Origin of the sequence: Mesorhizobium sp. 113-3-9 (assembly GCF_016756515.1) — a bacterium.
Classification (GTDB): domain Bacteria; phylum Pseudomonadota; class Alphaproteobacteria; order Rhizobiales; family Rhizobiaceae; genus Mesorhizobium.
In genome coordinates, this window is sequence record NZ_AP023246.1 from 1,074,994 (window position 1) to 1,092,135 (window position 17,142).

16 protein-coding genes are annotated in these 17,142 nt (G+C 64.5%); 10 read left to right on the forward strand and 6 right to left on the reverse strand.

Annotated elements, in window-relative coordinates:
* Window positions 1-40 precede the first annotated feature (40 nt).
* Window positions 41-712 carry an LON peptidase substrate-binding domain-containing protein gene (locus tag MesoLj_RS05080; protein WP_140776232.1) on the forward strand — a complete coding sequence of 224 codons (672 nt, stop codon included), beginning with the start codon at window positions 41-43 and terminating at the stop codon, window positions 710-712.
* 94 nt (window positions 713-806) lie between these two features.
* Entirely contained in the window at window positions 807-1,049 is a 243-nt protein-coding gene (locus tag MesoLj_RS05085; protein WP_202325290.1) for a Trm112 family protein, read from the forward strand.
* Window positions 1,050-1,308: 259 nt separating this feature from the next.
* Here the strand turns inward: MesoLj_RS05085 and MesoLj_RS05090 are convergent, their stop codons facing one another.
* From MesoLj_RS05090 to MesoLj_RS05100, 3 genes are read right to left on the reverse strand one after another with little or no spacing between them, the layout of a single operon-like run.
* Window positions 1,309-4,659, reverse strand: coding sequence for an error-prone DNA polymerase (locus MesoLj_RS05090; protein WP_202325291.1), 3,351 nt, complete (start codon window positions 4,657-4,659; stop codon window positions 1,309-1,311).
* Window positions 4,656-6,131, reverse strand: a complete 1,476-nt coding sequence (locus MesoLj_RS05095; RefSeq protein ID WP_202325292.1) for a DUF6504 family protein — start codon at window positions 6,129-6,131, stop codon at window positions 4,656-4,658. Before MesoLj_RS05095 ends, MesoLj_RS05090 begins: the two co-directional genes overlap by 4 nt.
* Complete coding sequence (locus MesoLj_RS05100; RefSeq protein ID WP_202325293.1) at window positions 6,073-7,140, reverse strand: ImuA family protein; 1,068 nt, start codon at window positions 7,138-7,140, stop codon at window positions 6,073-6,075. Before MesoLj_RS05100 ends, MesoLj_RS05095 begins: the two co-directional genes overlap by 59 nt.
* A gap of 172 nt (window positions 7,141-7,312) precedes the next feature.
* Between MesoLj_RS05100 and MesoLj_RS05105 the strand changes: the two genes are divergently transcribed.
* Window positions 7,313-7,735: a metallopeptidase family protein gene (locus MesoLj_RS05105; protein WP_056574387.1), complete on the forward strand. Its 423-nt coding sequence runs from the start codon at window positions 7,313-7,315 to the stop codon at window positions 7,733-7,735.
* Window positions 7,736-7,817: 82 nt separating this feature from the next.
* On the opposite strand, the gene MesoLj_RS05110 is transcribed toward MesoLj_RS05105, so the two are convergent.
* Genes MesoLj_RS05110 through MesoLj_RS05120 form a run of 3 tightly spaced genes read right to left on the reverse strand, consistent with a single transcriptional unit; the run spans window position 7,818 to window position 9,812 of the window.
* The gene (locus tag MesoLj_RS05110; protein WP_027047555.1) at window positions 7,818-8,024 is read right to left on the reverse strand and encodes a DUF1737 domain-containing protein; all 207 of its coding nucleotides are present in this window, start codon (window positions 8,022-8,024) and stop codon (window positions 7,818-7,820) included.
* Between the two features lie 36 nt (window positions 8,025-8,060).
* Window positions 8,061-8,948 (reverse strand): HpcH/HpaI aldolase/citrate lyase family protein, encoded by an 888-nt coding sequence (locus MesoLj_RS05115; protein WP_202325294.1) that lies wholly within the window; start codon window positions 8,946-8,948, stop codon window positions 8,061-8,063.
* 57 nt (window positions 8,949-9,005) lie between these two features.
* On the reverse strand, window positions 9,006-9,812 hold the full coding sequence (locus MesoLj_RS05120; protein WP_202325295.1) for an IclR family transcriptional regulator: 807 nt from the start codon (window positions 9,810-9,812) through the stop codon (window positions 9,006-9,008).
* A gap of 248 nt (window positions 9,813-10,060) precedes the next feature.
* On the opposite strand from MesoLj_RS05120, the gene MesoLj_RS05125 reads away from it, so the two are divergent.
* The 7 genes from MesoLj_RS05125 to MesoLj_RS05155 all read left to right on the forward strand — a co-directional run bounded on the left by MesoLj_RS05125 (window position 10,061) and on the right by MesoLj_RS05155 (window position 17,128).
* Window positions 10,061-10,900: an ABC transporter permease gene (locus tag MesoLj_RS05125; protein ID WP_202325296.1), complete on the forward strand. Its 840-nt coding sequence runs from the start codon at window positions 10,061-10,063 to the stop codon at window positions 10,898-10,900.
* The gene (locus tag MesoLj_RS05130; protein ID WP_202325297.1) at window positions 10,897-11,718 is read left to right on the forward strand and encodes an ABC transporter permease; all 822 of its coding nucleotides are present in this window, start codon (window positions 10,897-10,899) and stop codon (window positions 11,716-11,718) included. Before MesoLj_RS05125 ends, MesoLj_RS05130 begins: the two co-directional genes overlap by 4 nt.
* 83 nt (window positions 11,719-11,801) lie before the next feature.
* Window positions 11,802-12,839, forward strand: a complete 1,038-nt coding sequence (locus tag MesoLj_RS05135; RefSeq protein ID WP_202325298.1) for an ABC transporter substrate-binding protein — start codon at window positions 11,802-11,804, stop codon at window positions 12,837-12,839.
* A gap of 295 nt (window positions 12,840-13,134) precedes the next feature.
* Complete coding sequence (locus MesoLj_RS05140; RefSeq protein WP_202325299.1) at window positions 13,135-13,302, forward strand: hypothetical protein; 168 nt, start codon at window positions 13,135-13,137, stop codon at window positions 13,300-13,302.
* Window positions 13,299-14,846: a DUF4153 domain-containing protein gene (locus MesoLj_RS05145; protein ID WP_202325300.1), complete on the forward strand. Its 1,548-nt coding sequence runs from the start codon at window positions 13,299-13,301 to the stop codon at window positions 14,844-14,846. Before MesoLj_RS05140 ends, MesoLj_RS05145 begins: the two co-directional genes overlap by 4 nt.
* Before the next feature lie 3 nt (window positions 14,847-14,849).
* The gene (locus MesoLj_RS05150; protein WP_202325301.1) at window positions 14,850-15,542 is read left to right on the forward strand and encodes a response regulator transcription factor; all 693 of its coding nucleotides are present in this window, start codon (window positions 14,850-14,852) and stop codon (window positions 15,540-15,542) included.
* A complete protein-coding gene (locus MesoLj_RS05155) occupies window positions 15,533-17,128 on the forward strand; it encodes an ATP-binding protein (RefSeq protein WP_202325302.1) in 1,596 nt (531 codons plus the stop codon). Before MesoLj_RS05150 ends, MesoLj_RS05155 begins: the two co-directional genes overlap by 10 nt.
* Window positions 17,129-17,142 lie beyond the last annotated feature (14 nt).

The following is a 17,142-nucleotide window of genomic DNA, read 5'->3' on the forward strand; positions in this document are numbered from 1 at the left end:
CCGGCGGCGGGAAGCTGTAGAAGTCGATGGGAGGACTATGGTGCAAGCGGGAAACGCGCATTACCGGCTCGCCAAGGATCTGCCGTCGACGATCCCGATCTTTCCGCTCGAGGGCGCGCTTCTGCTGCCGGGCGGGCGCATGCCGCTCAACATCTTCGAGCCGCGCTACCTGCAAATGGTGGACGAGGCGGTCGCCGGGTCGCGGCTCATCGGTGTCATCCAGCCCAGTCTTGACGGCGCCCTGCGCGACGATGGCGAGCCTCAGCTCTGCAATGTCGGTTGCGCCGGCCGCATCATCGCCTTTTCCGAGACCGGAGACGGCCGCTACCTGATTTCGCTGCAGGGCGTGTGCCGGTTCCGCATCGGCCATGAACTGACGGTCAAGACGCCGTTTCGCCAGGCGAAACCGGCGCCTTTCCTCGCCGATCTCGATGACGATCCGGCGGCGAACGAGATCGACCGGCCGGCGCTGCTGAGGGCGTTTCGCGCCTATCTGCAGGCCAATGATCTCGAAGCCGACTGGGAAAGCGTCAGCCGCGCCGAAAATGCCATGCTGGTCAACGCGCTGTCGATGATGGCGCCCTATGGTCCGGCCGAGAAACAGGCGCTGCTCGAGGCCGCCGACCTGAAGACAAGGGCCGAAACGCTGATCGCCATCACCGAAATGGCGCTGGCGCGCGAGAATGAGGATTTTGGCTCGAGTCTGCAGTAAGATGTGCCGATATTCAGGTGATGCCGGCCATTTTTCGACCCGGCCTGGCCTGAATCTCAACGCATCTTCCGATGGTTGGTCAGGAGGCGACACGGTGGCGGCGGATGGGCGTGACGGAAAGAATTTCAATGTCGACCCCAAGTTGCTGGAGCTCCTGGCCTGCCCGCTGACCAAGGGGCCGCTGGCCTGGGATCCGGAGCGGGGCGAACTGATCTCGCGGGTCGCCAAGCTCGCCTATCCGGTGCGCGACGGCATCCCGATCATGCTGCCGTCCGAGGCGCGGACCATCTCGGCGGAGGATGTGCCGGCGCCGCCGCGGCTGGGTGGGCCTTCGTAGGAGGTGCAGAGCCGCCAGTCGCTTCGTCATCCCAGGGCGGAGCAGCCGCACAGCGGCGTCGCGGAGACCCTGGGATCCATGCCGCGACGTATGTGACGTGCGGAAGCGGTCCAGAACCAGGTGCCTTTCTCCCCACAATATAGAGACGCAATTCTGGACCGTGACACTCTTCGTTCGAAGTCGGGGCATGGATTCTCGGGTCTGCGTGACGGAGCTTCGCTCCTGCTCCGCCCGTGGATGACGAAGGTAAGGGCCGCACCTACTGAAAATTGCGGCCCTTGGGCATGACGCGTTCCGCCTCTTCCGACAGCATTGCAATATCCTGTCCGGCCGGCGCATTGCGTGGCGCGGGTCTGCTATCGCGACCCGGAGCCTCTGCCTTCGCGGCCGCAGGGGAGGCGCCCGGCGCTCCGGCCCCGCTGACCTTCTCCAGGAGCACGGTCAGCCAGGGCGTCAGATCCTCGATCTTTTCCGCCACGATATGGATCACACCCGATTCCGACTGCAATTTCCCGCTGACCTTCACGAACCGCGCACCCATGACGATGGGGCGGAAGCGGGTAAAGGTCCGCTCCCAGAAGATGACATTGGCGACAGCCTTGTCGTCCTCCAGCGTCAGGAAGATCGCATTGCCCTTGCCGGGGCGCTGGCGCACCAGCACCAGCCCGGCGACGGAAACCCGCCTGCCGTCGCGCTGGGAAGGCAGGTTGGCATTGGGCGTGACGCCGGCGCGGTCGAGCCGTTCGCGCAGGAAGGCGACGGGATGTGCCTTCAGCGACAGGCCGAGCGAGCGGTAGTCGTGGATGACGTGTTCGCCAAGCGGCATTTTCGGCAGCTTCGTCTCGGGCTCGAGTTCGCGCAGGCGCAGCGCCGGCTGGTCGAACAGCGGCAGCTTTTCGGCCGCACTCCTGGCGCCCAGCGCGCGCACTTCCCACAGTGCGGCACGGCGGTCGAGGCCGATCGAACGGAAGGCATCGGCCTGCGCCAACCTCTCGATCTCGTCGACATCGAGGCCGGAGCGCAGCCAGACATCCCGGACGGTCTCGTAGCCTGAGCCGCGTCGCGTGACGAATTGCTCCATGCGTTCCTTGGAAAGCCCCTTGATCTGCCGGAAACCGAGCCGAAGCGCATGATTTGTCTCGATGACACCACGCATCTCGGCATGGCGAGGCAGGATGCGGGCCGGATCGAAAGCTGCCTTTTCCAGGGTGCAGTCCCAGACTGAATAATTGACGTCGACCTCGCGGATGTCGACGCCATGGTCGCGCGCGTCGCGTACCAGTTGCGCCGGCTGGTAGAATCCCATCGGCTGCGAATTCAGGATCGCGGCGCAGAACACGTCGGGATAGAAGGTCTTGAACCAGCACGAGGCATAGACGAGCAGAGCGAAGGAGGCGGCGTGGCTTTCAGGAAAGCCGTATTCGCCAAAGCCTTCGATCTGCTTGAAGCAGCGCTCGGCGAAGTCTCGTTTGTAGCCTTTCTTGACCATCCCTTCGATCATTAGCGTTTCATAGTTCCCGATCGTGCCATTGCGTTTAAAGGTGGCCATCGCGCGCCTTAGCTTATCTGCCTCGCCGGGAGAGAAGCCCCCGGCATCAATGGCGATCTTCATTGCTTGCTCTTGAAACAGCGGCACACCGAGCGTCCGCTTGAGAATGGCTTCAAGCTCCTTGCTCGGATACTCAACCTTCTCTTTCCCTTGCCGTCGGCGGAGGTAGGGGTGAACCATATCGCCCTGGATCGGGCCGGGCCGAACGATCGCCACTTCGATGACCAGATCATAGAATGTGCGGGGCCTGAGACGCGGCAGCATGGACATCTGGGCGCGCGATTCGATCTGGAAAACCCCAAGCGTGTCGGCACGGCAGATCATATCGTAGACGCGGCCATCCTTTTGCGGAATCGTCGCTAGGGTCAGGCGCCGGCCATATTTGTCTCTCACACCGTAGTGAGTTTCCAGCAGATCAAAGGCGCGCCTCAGGCAAGACAGCATCCCTAGCGCGAGCACATCGACTTTGAGGATGCCGACATTGTCGAGGTCATCCTTGTCCCATTCGACCATCTTGCGCTCGTCCATCGCCGTCTTGACGATGGGGACGATCTCGTCAAGCCGATCCTTGGTGATGACGAAGCCGCCGACATGCTGGGACAGATGACGAGGAAAGCCCATAATATCGTTGGAGCGCTCGATCACCAGTCTCGCCAGTGGATCGGCACGGTTGATGCCGCCGGCGTGAGCCTCCTTCTCGCCAAGCTCAGAGGTTGACCAGCCCCAGATCGTGCTCGACAATGCGCTTCTGACATCCTCGGAGAGGCCCATCGCCTTCGCCACTTCGCGTAGTGCCGAGCGACCGCGATAGCTGATGACAGCAGCAGCAAGTGCCGTGCGCTTGGCACTGTATTTGTTGTAAATATACTGGATGACGACATCGCGCTTTTCATGCTCGAAATCGACATCAATGTCTGGGGGCTCGTCACGTTCCGTTGAAACAAAACGCTCAAAAAGAACGTCCAGAAGGCTGGGATCAACTTCCGTAATCTCAAGGCAAAAACAAATGACGGAGTTTGCGGCGGAGCCGCGTCCCTGACACAGAACACCCTCCGAGCGCGCGAACCGAACGATGTCGCGAACGGTAAGGAAATAACGGGCATATTTCTTCAGGCCAACAATTGTGAGTTCATGCCGGATGAGACCTTCCACTTTGTCAGGGATGCCCTCGGGGTAACGTTTCCTGGCGCCATCCCAAGTCAATCTTTCCAGTTCGGTCTGAGGGTCGACGCCTGCCTCGGTGGTCTCTTCCGGGTAGTTGTGCTTCAGCTCTTCCAGAGAGAACTCTAGACTCTCCCCGAAACGCAGCGTCTCGGCCAGCGCTTGCGGGTGCCGGCGAAAAAGCCGCGCCATCTCCAGCGGCGGCTTCAGGTGACGCTCGGCGTTGGCGGTGAGTTCGAGGCCGACCTCTGCGACGGGCGTGTTGAGGCGGATCGCGGTCAGCACGTCCTGCAATGGGCGCCGTTCGGCCGTGTGGTAGAGGACATCGTTGGTCGCCATCAGCGGGATGCCGGCACTCTCGGCCATCGCCGCGGCCTGCTCGATCCGGAAACGGTCATTGCCCGCATAGTCGGGCGAGACGCCAAGCCGCAGGGCTTTGCCGAAACGATCCTTGAGTTGGCGAAGCAGGGCAAGAGTGCCTTGCGCCTCCGCCACCAGATCGGGCAGGACCGCCAGCGACATCAGGTCCCCCCATTCCAGGAGGTCGCTGCGCTGGAGAAGGGTGGCGCCTTTTTCGGTTTCGTCACGCAGATTGGCCTGGGTGAGCATGCGGCACAGATGCCCCCAGCCCGCACGGTTTCGGGGATAGGCGAGAATGTCCGGCGTGCCGTCGCCGAAAACCAGCCGGCAGCCGGGGTGATAGGAGAGTTTTTCGACCTTGGCCTGCTGCCAGGCGCGCACCACGCCGGCAACCGTGTTGCGGTCGGCAAGGCCGATCGCGGAGAAGCCCAGGAGCTTGGCCGCGACCACCAGCTCCTCCGGTTTGGAGGCGCCGCGCAGGAAGGAGAAATTCGACTGGATGCCGAACTCGGCATAGGGGATGACGGTCAGCGCGTTCATGCGAAGACCCCGTGCATGAACCAGCGCGGCGGCACCTGCGGGTTGCCATAAAGGCCTTGCCGGTAGAGCCAGAAGCGGCGGCCGTCGGCATCCTCGATGCGGAAATAGTCCCGGGTGGATGTGGCCGGATCGCTTGACGCCTCACGCCACCATTCGGCGGCGATGCGTTCCGGACCCTCGACCCGGGTGACGCGGTAGAGCGCGCGCCGCCAGCGGAAGTGCAGCGGCGGCCCCTCCGGCATTTCGGTGGCGGGCACCTCGATGAGCTCGGGCGCGCGGAACAGCCGGATCGGCCGCTCCAGCGGGAAGATGGTTTTGGGCGCCTGCATCCTGTCCGGCTTCTTCGGCGGCGTGGTCCGGCGCGGCGCCTCGGTGAAGGGGATGATGGCGACGGCGCGTTCCGGCAGATGGCTTTCCACGGCGACCGGCTGCAGGACCGCGCCTTCGCCGAGCCGGGCGCGGATGCGGTCGGCGAACAGCGCGATATCGGCGCCGTCATCGGCCACGTCGCCCGTCAGGTCGGCCTGCGCCATGTCGAAAGCGGCGACGGCCAGTACGGAGAGCCGCACCAGGTCGAAGCCATAGCCGGCATCGATACTCTGCTCGAGTGCCGCCAGCCTTTCATGGAACAGCTTCTGGATCAGCCGGGGATCGCGCATCGGCCGCGAGGTGCCCAGCGCAATGCGGCTGACCGCGCCGTCGACGCGGAAGAGCAGCAGCGCCAGCGTCCGAGCGCCCTCGCCACGGCGCTCGAGATCGGTCTTCAGGGTCGTCGCCAGCAGGCCGACCAGCCGCTCGATATCCTCGGTCAGCGTGACGGGCTCGGCGAGATGGCGCTCGACAGAAAGCGGCGCGACGGGAAGGCGGGGCGAGACCGCCTCGTCGAGACGGCCAAGCGCCTGGTCGAGGCGCAGCAGCAGGGTGGCGCCGAAGCGGCGGGCGAGCGGCGCGCGTGGTGCCGCCATGACGGCGCCCGCCGTGCGCAGGCCGACGCTCTCCAGGCTGGCTCGGATTTCCGGCGCTATGCGCAATGCGGCGAGCGGCAAGGGCGCCAGCAGTGCTTCCTCCTCGCCGCCGGCGACGATGCGGTCACCGCAAAAGCGTGCCGCCGCCCAGGCCGCTCCCGGCGTCGGGGCAAGGCCAGCGCGGACATCGAACCCCTGATGGAAGAAGCGCGACAGGATGTCGTCGAGCATGGCGCGTTCGCCGCCGAACAGATGGGTGCAGCCGGTGACATCGAGGAACAGGCCGTCCGTCCCATCCAGCGCCACCAGCGGGGTGTAGCGGTCGCACCAGTCGGCAAGGCCTTCGAGCAGGCGGCGGTCGGCTTCCGGATCGGCCTCGACGATGTCGATCGACGGATGCATGGCGCGCGCATCGGCAATGCCCATGTCGCGCTTCAGGTGCAGCGCCTCAGCCCGCTCGTCGAGGGCCGAAATGCGCTGCGCGTTCCCCTGGCGGTGACTGATCACGAGCGGTGGGTGAGATGGCGTCGGGTGATCCGACGGCCGGGAACGCCAGGATCGCCCCAGACGCTGCCGCAGGATCCTTTCGGCCGCGAGGTAGGGAAACCACAGCGACAGGATTCTTTGCCCGGCCTGCCCGTCTTTCCTCGCTTCGTCTTTCTTCGCCCCATCTCTCGTCGAATACGCGTTCATCGGGGTTCCACTCCAGTGTGAATTGTCCTGGCAGGGCCGTGCGGCTCTTGCCGATGGTGATGGTGAAGGCGGGGCGGCCGATCGAACCGGCGAGCGGCCCGGTGATCGTGGCGCGCGGCACGGCAGGCGCCGACGCGACAATGAGGCGGACGGGCGCCGCAGTCGGTTCGGGCTCGGCCGCCTGCCGCAGCAGGAACACCGGCCGGCCGGCGCTTGCCGCCCTTGCATGCAGCCGGCGCGTCGCGGTCAGGTCCAGCCGCTGCGGGTTGCCGCGAATCTCCAGGATGACGGCGGCGAGCGCCGTCATCCGGGCGGCCTCCTCGGCGACCCACAGCGCATCGACGAGCCTGGGCGCCTCGGAAAACAGCAATTGCCCGGGCTCGATGCCGAACGCGGCATGCAGCCCCCTAGCATAGGGAAAGCCGGCCTCGCCAAAGATTTCCGATGTACCGATCCACAGCACCGGCAGTCCGTGGGCCTGCTTCAGGATCAGGCTGGTGAGCGACAGAGCGAAGCCGGCAACGGCTCCGGCATCGCGGGTTTGCCCGCCATGGATTTCGCTCAAGGCGGCTTTCGGCAGGCCGCCGCTCAGGGCGGCATCGAGGCGTTCGACGCCGGTGGGCAGGAAGGCATCCGGCAGGGCCGCGGCAAGGCCGCGCCGGACGATCGTGAGATCGGTATTGGACGTGACATCGGCGCTGACGCCAGCATCAAGCGGCGCGCCAGCCGGCAGCTGCAGGCGCTCGGGCAGCGTTCCCTCGATTTTCGCGATCTGGCGGCGCAGGGCAAAAACAGTCTCCCGCGCCACGGCGCTCATCGCCATGACGGTCAGCTTCCACTCACAATTGTTCCTGTTATGTTCCTATAGATTCCAGAGGGCGTTGGAAGAGTCAAGCAGAGTCACAAGGAATTTATTCCTCATCCCCGCGCGCCTCAGCCCTCTTATTTGCCTCCACCGGTGCGAAAGCCTATATGCCGGGATCAAAGGACAAAGCATGGCCCGCATCTACAAAACCCGCACCTGGCATGGCGAACTTGCGCCCTCGATGGAGGAGCTGGAGTTCCTCGCGCTGGAGGCCTATGCCCATTTGCCGGAGGAGTTTCGCAAGCTGACCGGCGAGATCGTCATCCAGATCGCCGAGTTCCCGACCGACGAAATCATGGACGACCTGTCGCTGGAAACGCCGTTCGACCTGCTCGGCCTGTTCGAGGGACGCGGCATCGCCGAGCGCTGGAACCCGCAGACCGGCGAAGGCCCGAACCGCATCACGCTCTACCGCCGCGCCATGCTCGACTACTGGGCCGAAAACGAGGAAACGCTGGGCGACATCGTCACCCATGTGCTGATCCACGAGATCGGCCACCATTTCGGCCTGTCGGACGATGATATGGAGCGGATCGAGGAAGCGGCCGAATAGGCTCGAACCTTCGTCACCCTAGGGTCTGCGCCGCGTCGCATCGCTCCTTGCTTCGCCCTAGGACGACGAAGAGAGGAAGCCCCTACCAGTCGCTGAGCTTGGTGTCCGGCCCGTATTCCTGGCCATCGACATCCTTCACCACGGCCTGGCCGCAGCGCATGGTCTTGGCTTTCTTGTCATAGGCATAGGTCGGCGAGCCGAACAGGTGCCAGCCCTTGTTCAGCGCCGCCGTCACCTTGTGGCAGAAGCTGGCGTCGTCCGGGCCGGTAAGAAAGCGGTAGAGTTTCATTTTCTCAAGTCCTGTCGTGAATGAACTTGGCCGCGATCATGCGCCGATGGCGGCGGCCTTCGCCAGCAGTTTTTCGGCCTGCGCCAGATGCAGCCGCTCGACCATTCTGCCATTCAGCGCGATCACGCCCTTGCCGCTGTTTTCGGCGAGGGCAAACGCGTCCTTCACCAGGCGCGCCTCGGTCAGCGCTGCCGGCGACGGCGCGAAGGCGCGGTTCGCCGCGTCGATCTGGGCCGGATGGATCAGGGTCTTGCCGTCGAAGCCCATGGCCGCCGCTTCCGCGCACTCGCGGGCAAAGGCGTCGAGGTCGCGAAAATCGTTGGCTACGCCGTCGAGCATGTCGAGACCGCCGGCGCGCGCGGCCAGCACCATCTGCATCAGCCACGGCACGAGATAGCGCCGGTCCGGCGTCGCCAGCACGCCGGTGTCCTTGGCCAGGTCATTCGTTCCGGCAACGAAACAATTGAGCCGTGAGGCCGAATCGCGGCCAAGCTCGGCGATCGCGCCGATGTTGAGCATGGCCTTGGGCGTCTCGATCATCGCCCACAGCTTCACGCTGTCGGGGGCAAAATTGTCATCGAGCACGTCGCCGACCTCAAGGATGTCGCGCGGTGTGGCGACCTTGGACAACAGGATGCCGTCGGGCTCGAATTTTGCCGCGGCCAGCAGGTCGTCGGCGCCCCATTCGCTGGCCAGCGCGTTGACGCGCACCACCATCTCGCAGCGGCGGCCAGAGGCGACCGGGCGATTGGCGAAAATGCCAGCCAGCTTTTCACGGGCGGCGACCTTGTCGGCCGGGGCGACGGCATCCTCGAGGTCGATGATGACGGCATCACAGGCAAGCTGCGCGATCTTGGCCAATGCCTTGTCGCTGGAGGCCGGGACATAGAGCACCGAGCGGCGCGGGCGGTAGGGTTCGGTCATATCCGATCTATGCCGTCACTGGACGGTGGAGGCAAGCGTGGAGGGGCAATCGCGTGATCAGGCCTTTGAAGGCCATGCCGCCGATGACGGCAAGCCGCCAAGCGCCACCGAGATCTGGTCCGCATGTTCGATGATCGAACGGGTCAAAGGCGGAACGGCGTGATCCGGCAGCAATTGTTTGAGCGTCGTGACGCTGATCGCGCCGACGGCCGCGCCGTCATGCCCGAAGATCGCCGCGGCGACGCAGACGACGCCCGCATGGTCTTCCTCGTCATCGATCGCATAGTGGCGGGCGATGACCAAATCGAGGGATGAAGTAAGCGCCGGCATCGTGCTGAGCGTCTTCGGTGTGCGGGCCGGATAGCCCGTGCGCTCAAGGATGTCGATCGCTTGTTGCCGAGGCATTGCCGCGAGAAAGATCTTGCCGACCGCCGAGCAATGCGGTCGTTCGCGCCGCCCAAGCGCGGCGTCGAATCGAATGGCATCGGGCGCGTCGGCCCGGCCAACGACGACGGCCGCATCCTCGTCCCATATCGCGACGCGCGAGGTGATGCCCGTTGCCTGCGTGAGCTGGCGCAACACCGGCATGGCGACTTCGGCGACGCCTGTGCCGGCGACCGCAAGATCACCAAGTCGAACCAGCGCAAGACCAAGCCGGTAGCGCTTGCCCATACCCTCGCCGGTATCGGACACCATGCCGGCCGCTTTCAGACTGAGCAGGATCGCATAGGCGGCTGCCTTGGTCACTCCAGCCGCGACCGCCAGGTCGGTCAGGCGGGCACCGTCTTTTCCGGAACTGGCGATCTTGTCGATGATGTCGAGCGCGCGGCCGACACTTTGCACCCGATATCGATCTCCCGTCATCGAACAATACTGCAGGGCGTCATCAAACAGACATCCATCTCATGCATTAATAATAAACACCATTTAGTATCACTAAACAATAGCACGATTCATCATTTTGGACCGGTGTGACTCCGGATCTGACAAATCATCGGAACAGATATGCAATTGACTATCGCGACATGGTGCAACGGGCTCCCCGCTGCCGACCACGGCCCGTTCCATGATCGCACAGGGGGCCCGGGCTTGGGTATCGCGGGCGTATGACGATGCGCCGCAACCATCGCTGGCTCGCCTGGATCGGCTTGACCCCGTTCGTGGCTTTCATCCTGGCTTTCGAGATATTCCCTGTCTTGACCTTGCTGCGGTCCAGCCTGAGCGGAGAAGGCGGACCGACGCTGGACAATTTCCGGCGAGCGCTTACGCCAGCGACGCTGACAGCCTTCACCAACAGCCTGAAACTGGCTGTTACGACAGCTTTTGGCGGCACGCTCTTCGGCTCCGTGGTGGCTTACGCCATCGTCACGTCGCGCAGTCCGGCGATGCGCCATGCCACTACGGCGCTCGCCAATGTCGCCGCCAATTTCGGCGGTGCCCCGCTCGCTTTTGCCTTCGTCATCACGCTTGGCTCGACCGGCTTCGTCACACTTCTGCTGGGCTATCTTGGAATTCAACTCTATCCGGATTTCCGCATCTACTCGATCACTGGGCTGGGCATCGCCTATCTCTACTTCCAGACCCCGCTCGCCATCCTGCTGGTGATGCCATCGCTGTTGGAGCTGCGGCCGGAATGGCGGGAAGCCGCCGAGGTCCTCGGCGCGACCACAACGCAATACTGGGGGTGGATCGCCCTGCCGATCCTGGCTCCGGCGATATCAGCCAGTTTCTTCCTGCTGTTTGCCAATGCCTTCGGCGCCTACGCGACGGCGTGGACGTTGACCGGATCCGACGTCAATCTCATACCGGTACAGATCGCGGCTTTGGTGCGTGGAGAAGTCGTGCTCGATCCGGCCCTCGCGGATGCGCTCGCCATGTCTTCGCTGCTGGTGATGGCTGTCTGCCTGCTCGCCTACCAGTATTTCGCGCGCCGCATGAGGCGCTCGGCATGAGCGCCGCGCCCCTCACATGGCGGGCACCGGTGATTGGCGTCTTCGTGGCCTTCATGATCGTTCCGGTGGCTGCCACCGCGCTGTTTTCCGTCGCAACGCGCTGGGACCGGACTTTGTGGCCGGAAGGTCTGACGCTGAACTGGTGGATCAAGGTCGCGTCACGCTCCGCCTTCACCGACACGCTGCTGAATTCTTTCTGGATCGCCGTCATCTCGATGCTGGTTTCGCTGATGATTGTGGTGCCGGCGGCCTATCTCGCCCACACCAGGCTTCCCTACGCGAAACCGTGGCTCGAATTCCTCTCGATCGTCCCGTTTTCGCTGCCGGGGGTCGTGCTGGCGCTTGGCCTGATCCGGCTCTATTCGAAACTGCCGCTGCCGCTCATCAACACGCCCAACATCCTGGTCGCGGCCTATGTGATCGTTACGCTGCCCTTCATGTACCGCGCGGTGATGAACACGCTGGAGAGCGTGGACACGCGTCTCCTGGCCGAAGCGGCGCAAAGCCTCGGTGCAAATCCCCTCCAGGTCGTGGGCCGGGTCATCATGCCCAATATTGCTGCCGGCATCGTCAACGGCAGCCTCCTGGTGCTCTCCGCCGTTTTTTCGGAGTTCGTCCTGGCCAATCTGCTGATCGGCACGCGGCTGAAGACGTTTCCGATCTACCTCGTCGAATTCACGCGTTCCGATGCTCGGCAGGCCAGCGCTCTGGCTCTGATGAGTTTCGTGATCGCCTGGATCATCTCGCTCGCCATCTTGTGGACGGCCGGGCGGACGGCCCGACACCGACAGGCCGACAGCCCGACCCGGAGCCGCTAGCGCGGCAAGACCAGCATCCCAGACATGCCGTCGCGAGCGGGCGCGAAGGCAGACCGACATCGACCCGCATTTGGAGAGACGAAATGAACAAGAGACTGTTAGCCGCGCTTCTTGGTGCCAGCGCTTTTGCGATCCAGGCGTTGCCGGCAATGGCCGAGGACACGCTCGCGGCAGCCAAGGCCGAGGGACAGTATGTCAGCTACGGCATGTCGGATGATTGGGTTAATCTCGGCACTATTTTCGGCGAGATTGAAAGCAAGTTCGGTCTCAAGCATGTCGACACCGATATGACCTCCGCCGAGCAGATCACCCATCTCCTGGCGGAAAAAGACGCGCCGGTGATGGACATTGCCGACATCGGTTATGATTTCACCGGGCGTTTGCTGGAGAACGGCTTGGCCGCGAGCTACAAGAATGCATTCTGGGACAGCATTGAGCCGCGATACAAGGACGCTGACGGACGCTGGGCCTCGTCCTATTGGGGCGCCATCGCCTTCCTGGTCAACACCGACAAGGTCAAGGTCGCGCCCCAGACATGGAACGACCTGCTCAAGCCCGACTACAAGGACATGGTCTGCAGCCGCGATCCCCGCATCTCCAGCTACGCCACGGCTTCCGTCCTGGCGGCGGCCTACGCCAATGGCGGCGGCGAGGATAATGTCCAGCCCGGCCTCGACTGGTTCAAGCAATTGCGCGACAGCGGCAATCTGCGCAACGGCGTGGTGCTGAACGTAGCCTCGGTGCAGAAAGGCGAATGCCCTATCTCAATGGTCTATGACTTCGACGGCTTCGCCAAGCGCGACGCTACGGGTCTGCCGCTTCAGGTCATCATCCCGAGCGACGGCACCGTGGGCATGCTGTTTGCCCAGTACATCAGCAGCGCCGCCCCGCATCCCAATGCCGCCAAGGTCGCCATCGACTTCCTGTTTTCGGATGAAGGTCAGCACCTGCTGGCCGAGGGCTATGCGCACCCGACACGTGATATCGCGTTGTCCGACGCGGTGAAGGCCAAGATGTTGCCGGCGAGCGCCTATGAGAAGGTTCGCTTCCCGACCAATCTCGCCAGCTTCTCCGGCGCGATCAAGAACATCGCCGAAGGCTGGGACAAGATCGCCAAGTAAGACTTGTTTGTTGCTATCGCCGCCCGTGCATCCTGACCGCGCGGGCGGCGGTCCAAGTGGCCGCAGTCGCGACAGCCCGGCCTCCGGCTTCGACATCGCCGCCTTCAACCCTTGCATCCCGGTGCGTCATTGGTTGAAAGGTTGGCTCAACGCCAAATCTCCTCAGCCCAGATCCGCGATCCAGCTGCCGCAGCAACAGATGTTCGGCGCGCCCTGCACGAAAACTGCACAGGCCTGCGGAAAAGCTCCTCGGATCCGCCCTGCCGTCTCCCTGCCGGCCTGCGAGACAGGCGGCATGCAAAAGCGAGCAAAACCCCGTTGGTCCCTGCCCTACCGGCTGCGCAGCGAAGGCTGGTGGCTGGTCGATCCGCCGCGCGCCAATCCCACGGCGATCCTCATTCCCTTTGTCCGCAAGAGCCTGCCGGCCATGCGGCCGGCCGCGATCAGGAAGGTCCGCTCATGACATCGTTCTTCACAGCGGCACCAAACTATTGCAGCCGCTTCGGCGCTGCCGTGCTGCTGGTCGTGCTGGCGGATTTTCTGTTTTATGGCCAGCCCGCCGGCATCACGGTTTTCCTGTTCGCCCTCCTGATCGCCGCGGCGATCGTGGCCGTGCACCCCGCGGCCTTCAGCGACGGCAGGGTCTGGCTCAAGCCCGCCGCCTTGCTTGTCGCGTTGCTGCCGCTCGCCGAAAACGTCAGCGCGCTGTCGGTCGCGATCGCACTGTCGGCCCTGGTCGTGTTCGCGCTTTCGCTGAGCGGCCGCTTGCGACACCGCATCGTCCGCATTGCCGGCCAGATCGCATTGTTCTGGCTGGCGGCGCCGTTCCGGTTCGCCAATGATTTCATCCGCTGGCGCAAGACCGCGCGCCGGTTCGGCGGGCGCCGCATCCGGCTGGCGGCGATCGCGGTCTGGGTGATGCCGCTGACGCTGGGCGCTGTCTTCCTGGCGCTGTTCGGCGCCGCCAATCCGGTCATCGACCACTGGCTGTCGCTGATCGACCTGATGAAGCTGCTCGATCTCATCCAACTGGCGCGTATTGCCTTCTGGCTGTTCGTGCTCGCCGGCGTCTGGGCCTTTCTGCGGCCACGCCTGCCGCGATTCCGGCAGCGCCTCCCTCGGCCGAACCATCCCCCTGCCGATGCCCAGCCGGCGGCCGTCCCGGACAGGCATGTCGTCGAGGACATAGTGTTCGGCAAGGCAGCCATCCTGCGCGCGCTTGTCGTCTTCAACATCCTGTTCGCGCTGCAGACCGGGCTCGACGCCACCTACCTGTGGGGTGGGGCAGCCCTTCCCGACGGGTTGAGCTACGCCGCCTATGCGCATCGCGGCGCCTATCCCCTGATCGTCACGGCGCTGCTTGCCGCCGGTTTCGTGCTGGCGGCGCTTAGGCCCGGAAGCGAAACCTCGGCGGATCCGCTCATCCGCCGGCTGGTCTATGCCTGGGTGGCGCAGAACATCATCCTGGTCATCTCGTCGATCCTGCGGCTCGACCTCTATGTCGGCATCTACGCGCTGACCTACTGGCGCATCGCCGCCTTCGTCTGGATGGTGCTGGTGGCGGCGGGCCTTGCGCTTATCATCGCCCGCATCGCGCTTGGAAAATCCAACGAATGGCTCCTGTCCGCCAATCTTCTGACGTTATCGGCGATGCTTTATGCCTGTTGTTTCATCAACTTCGCCGCCACGATCGCCAACTACAATGTCGACCATTCCTTCGAAATGACCGGCCAGGGCATTCCCCTCGACGCCTGGTATCTGCGCTCGCTCGGTCCGGGCGCGTTTCCGGCGCTCGATCGCTTCTTCGATCATCAAAGCAGGACGGCTGAAGCCGGCGCCACACTCGAACTGGCGAGACTGCGTGGCATCGATGAAGGCTGGTACCGAACCGTCCAGGAAAACTGGCGGGCCTGGAGCTTTCGCGACTGGCTCCTGCTTCGATATCTCGACACCAGGGGGTCGTTCGTGGTTCCTGATGCGACCAAACCGTACGGGACGGGCCGCTGATCCATGCCGCATCACATCCTCGTCGCCGACGATGATCCGCATATCCGCGAAGTGATCTGCTTCGCGCTGGAAAAGGCCGGCATGAAGACTTCAGCCGTTTCCGATGGCGCCGCCGCCCTGCAGGCGGTCGAACGGCATCCGCCCGACCTCATCGTGCTCGATATCGGCATGCCCGAGATGGACGGGCTGGAGGTCTGCCGGCGGCTCAGGCAGCGATCCGATGTGCCGGTGCTGTTCCTGTCCGCGCGCGACGAAGAGATCGACCGCATCCTCGGTCTCGAAATGGGCGGCGACGACTATGTGACGAAGCCGTTCAGCCCGCGTGAGCTCGTCGCCCGCGTCAACGTCATCCTGCGCCGCGCGCGCCCGGCGGCGCCGGAACCGATCGACGACAGGCAGTTCGCGCACGGCAAGCTCGCTTTGGCGCCGGCGAGCCACGCCGCCAGCTTCGACGGCCAGCCGCTTGCCCTGACGGGGATCGAGTTCTCGATCCTGAGAGGGTTTCTGGCGCGGCCCATGCATGTGCTCGACCGCGATGCGGTGATGGCCAATGCCTATGCCGGCAAGGTCCATGTCGCCGACCGTACAGTCGACAGCCATATCCGCAACATCCGCGCCAAGCTGGCGGCGGTGGGTTGCCTGGAGGTCATCGAGACCGTGCATGGCGTCGGCTTCCGGCTCGGCCGATGCGGCTGACGAGCAAGTGGATCGGCCGCAAATGGCGGCCACGGCTTGCCACGGTCGTCGTCGCCATCCTGATCCTGGTGATGGCGCTGCCGCTGGTCGGCCTGTTCTTCTTCCGCCTCTACGAGAACCAGCTGATCCGCCAGACCGAGGCGGAACTGATCGCGCAAGGCGCGGCGATTGCCGCCATCTATGCGCAAGAGGTGCGTGAGGCCGGCATTGCGCCGGACAAGCTTGGCGCGCCGATGCCGCGGCCGGACGGGGGTGCCGGCCGAGGCGCCAATACCGACGGACCCTACCGGCCGATCGAGCCGCGCCTCGATCTCGCCTCCGACACCGTGCTGCCGACCCGGCCGGCGGCGATATCAGCCACCGCCGATCCCGCTTTCGCCGCGATCGGCGCGCGCCTGTCAGGCATTCTCGACGCCACGCAGAAAACCACGCTGGCCGGCTTCCGGCTGCTTGACGCCAGGGGCGTCGTCATTGCCGGGCGCGAGGAGGTCGGGCTGTCGCTGGCCGAGGTCCAGGAGGTGCGCGATGCACTTGCCGGCCACTATGCCAGCGCGCTCCGGCTGCGCATCCCCGACCAGCCGGCGCCGCCGCTCTATTCGGTCAGCCGCGGCACCAGGGTGCGTGTCTTCGTCGCCATGCCGGTGGCCGTCGACGGCAAGGTGGCCGGCGTGGTTTACGTGTCGCGGACGCCCAACAACATCGTCAAACATCTCTATGGCGAACGCGGCAAGGTGACCTTGGCGGCGATTGCCATTCTCGGCGGCACGCTGCTCATAGGCCTCGTCTTCCTGCGCACCGTCAGCCGGCCGATCTATGCGCTGATCGACCGCACCCAGCGTATCGCCGCCGGCGAGCGCGACGCGATCCGGCCGCTCGACCATCACGGCACCTACGAGATGGCAGAGCTTTCCGCCGCCTTCCTCGACATGGCCGAAAAGCTGCAGGCGCGCTCGGACTCGATCCAGACTTTCGCCACCCATGTCTCGCATGAACTCAAATCGCCGCTGACGGCGATCCAGGGCGCGGCGGAACTGCTGCGCGATTCCGGCAGCGCGATGGACGATGCCGAGCGGCGGCGCTTCTCGGACAATATCGTCACCGATGCCGGGCGGCTCAATCTGCTGGTGCGCCGGCTCCTCGATCTGGCGAAAGCCGAAAACCTCGCACCCAGCGGCGAAAGCACCTCGATCGATGCCGCGCTGTCGCTGCTGCCCGTCGACAGCAGGCTGGCGGTCCGCGTCGAGGCCGGCGGCGATCTGGCCCTGCGCATATCGGGCGAGAACGGAGCAATCGTGCTCGCCAATCTCATCGACAATTCCGCCAGGCACGGCGCGACGCAGGTTTCGATCACGGCGGCAAGTGCCGGCGGCAAGGCAACGGTGCTGGTCGGCGACGACGGCGCCGGCATTTCGCCGAGCAACCGGGCGCGCATCTTCGAGCCGTTCTTCACCACGCGGCGCGATACTGGCGGCACCGGCATGGGCCTCGGCATCGTGCTGGCCCTCCTGAAAGCGCATGATGGCTCGATCGGGCTGGTTGACAGCGAGCGCGGCACGCGCTTCGAGATCATCTTGCCGGCGGCATAGACAGGCCGCCGACC

Excerpts from the sequence above, each read along its gene's own strand:
- MesoLj_RS05090 (WP_202325291.1), bottom strand. The coding sequence starts at position 4,659 with ATGAACGCGCTGACCGTCATCCCCTATGCCGAGTTCGGCATCCAGTCG.
- MesoLj_RS05100 (WP_202325293.1), bottom strand. The coding sequence starts at position 7,140 with ATGGCGATGAGCGCCGTGGCGCGGGAGACTGTTTTTGCCCTGCGCCGC.
- MesoLj_RS05105 (WP_056574387.1), top strand. The coding sequence starts at position 7,313 with ATGGCCCGCATCTACAAAACCCGCACCTGGCATGGCGAACTTGCGCCC.
- MesoLj_RS05110 (WP_027047555.1), bottom strand. The coding sequence starts at position 8,024 with ATGAAACTCTACCGCTTTCTTACCGGCCCGGACGACGCCAGCTTCTGC.
- MesoLj_RS05115 (WP_202325294.1), bottom strand. The coding sequence starts at position 8,948 with ATGACCGAACCCTACCGCCCGCGCCGCTCGGTGCTCTATGTCCCGGCC.
- MesoLj_RS05120 (WP_202325295.1), bottom strand. The coding sequence starts at position 9,812 with ATGACGGGAGATCGATATCGGGTGCAAAGTGTCGGCCGCGCGCTCGAC.
- MesoLj_RS05125 (WP_202325296.1), top strand. The coding sequence starts at position 10,061 with ATGCGCCGCAACCATCGCTGGCTCGCCTGGATCGGCTTGACCCCGTTC.
- MesoLj_RS05130 (WP_202325297.1), top strand. The coding sequence starts at position 10,897 with ATGAGCGCCGCGCCCCTCACATGGCGGGCACCGGTGATTGGCGTCTTC.
- MesoLj_RS05135 (WP_202325298.1), top strand. The coding sequence starts at position 11,802 with ATGAACAAGAGACTGTTAGCCGCGCTTCTTGGTGCCAGCGCTTTTGCG.
- MesoLj_RS05140 (WP_202325299.1), top strand. The coding sequence starts at position 13,135 with ATGCAAAAGCGAGCAAAACCCCGTTGGTCCCTGCCCTACCGGCTGCGC.
- MesoLj_RS05145 (WP_202325300.1), top strand. The coding sequence starts at position 13,299 with ATGACATCGTTCTTCACAGCGGCACCAAACTATTGCAGCCGCTTCGGC.
- MesoLj_RS05150 (WP_202325301.1), top strand. The coding sequence starts at position 14,850 with ATGCCGCATCACATCCTCGTCGCCGACGATGATCCGCATATCCGCGAA.
- MesoLj_RS05155 (WP_202325302.1), top strand. The coding sequence starts at position 15,533 with ATGCGGCTGACGAGCAAGTGGATCGGCCGCAAATGGCGGCCACGGCTT.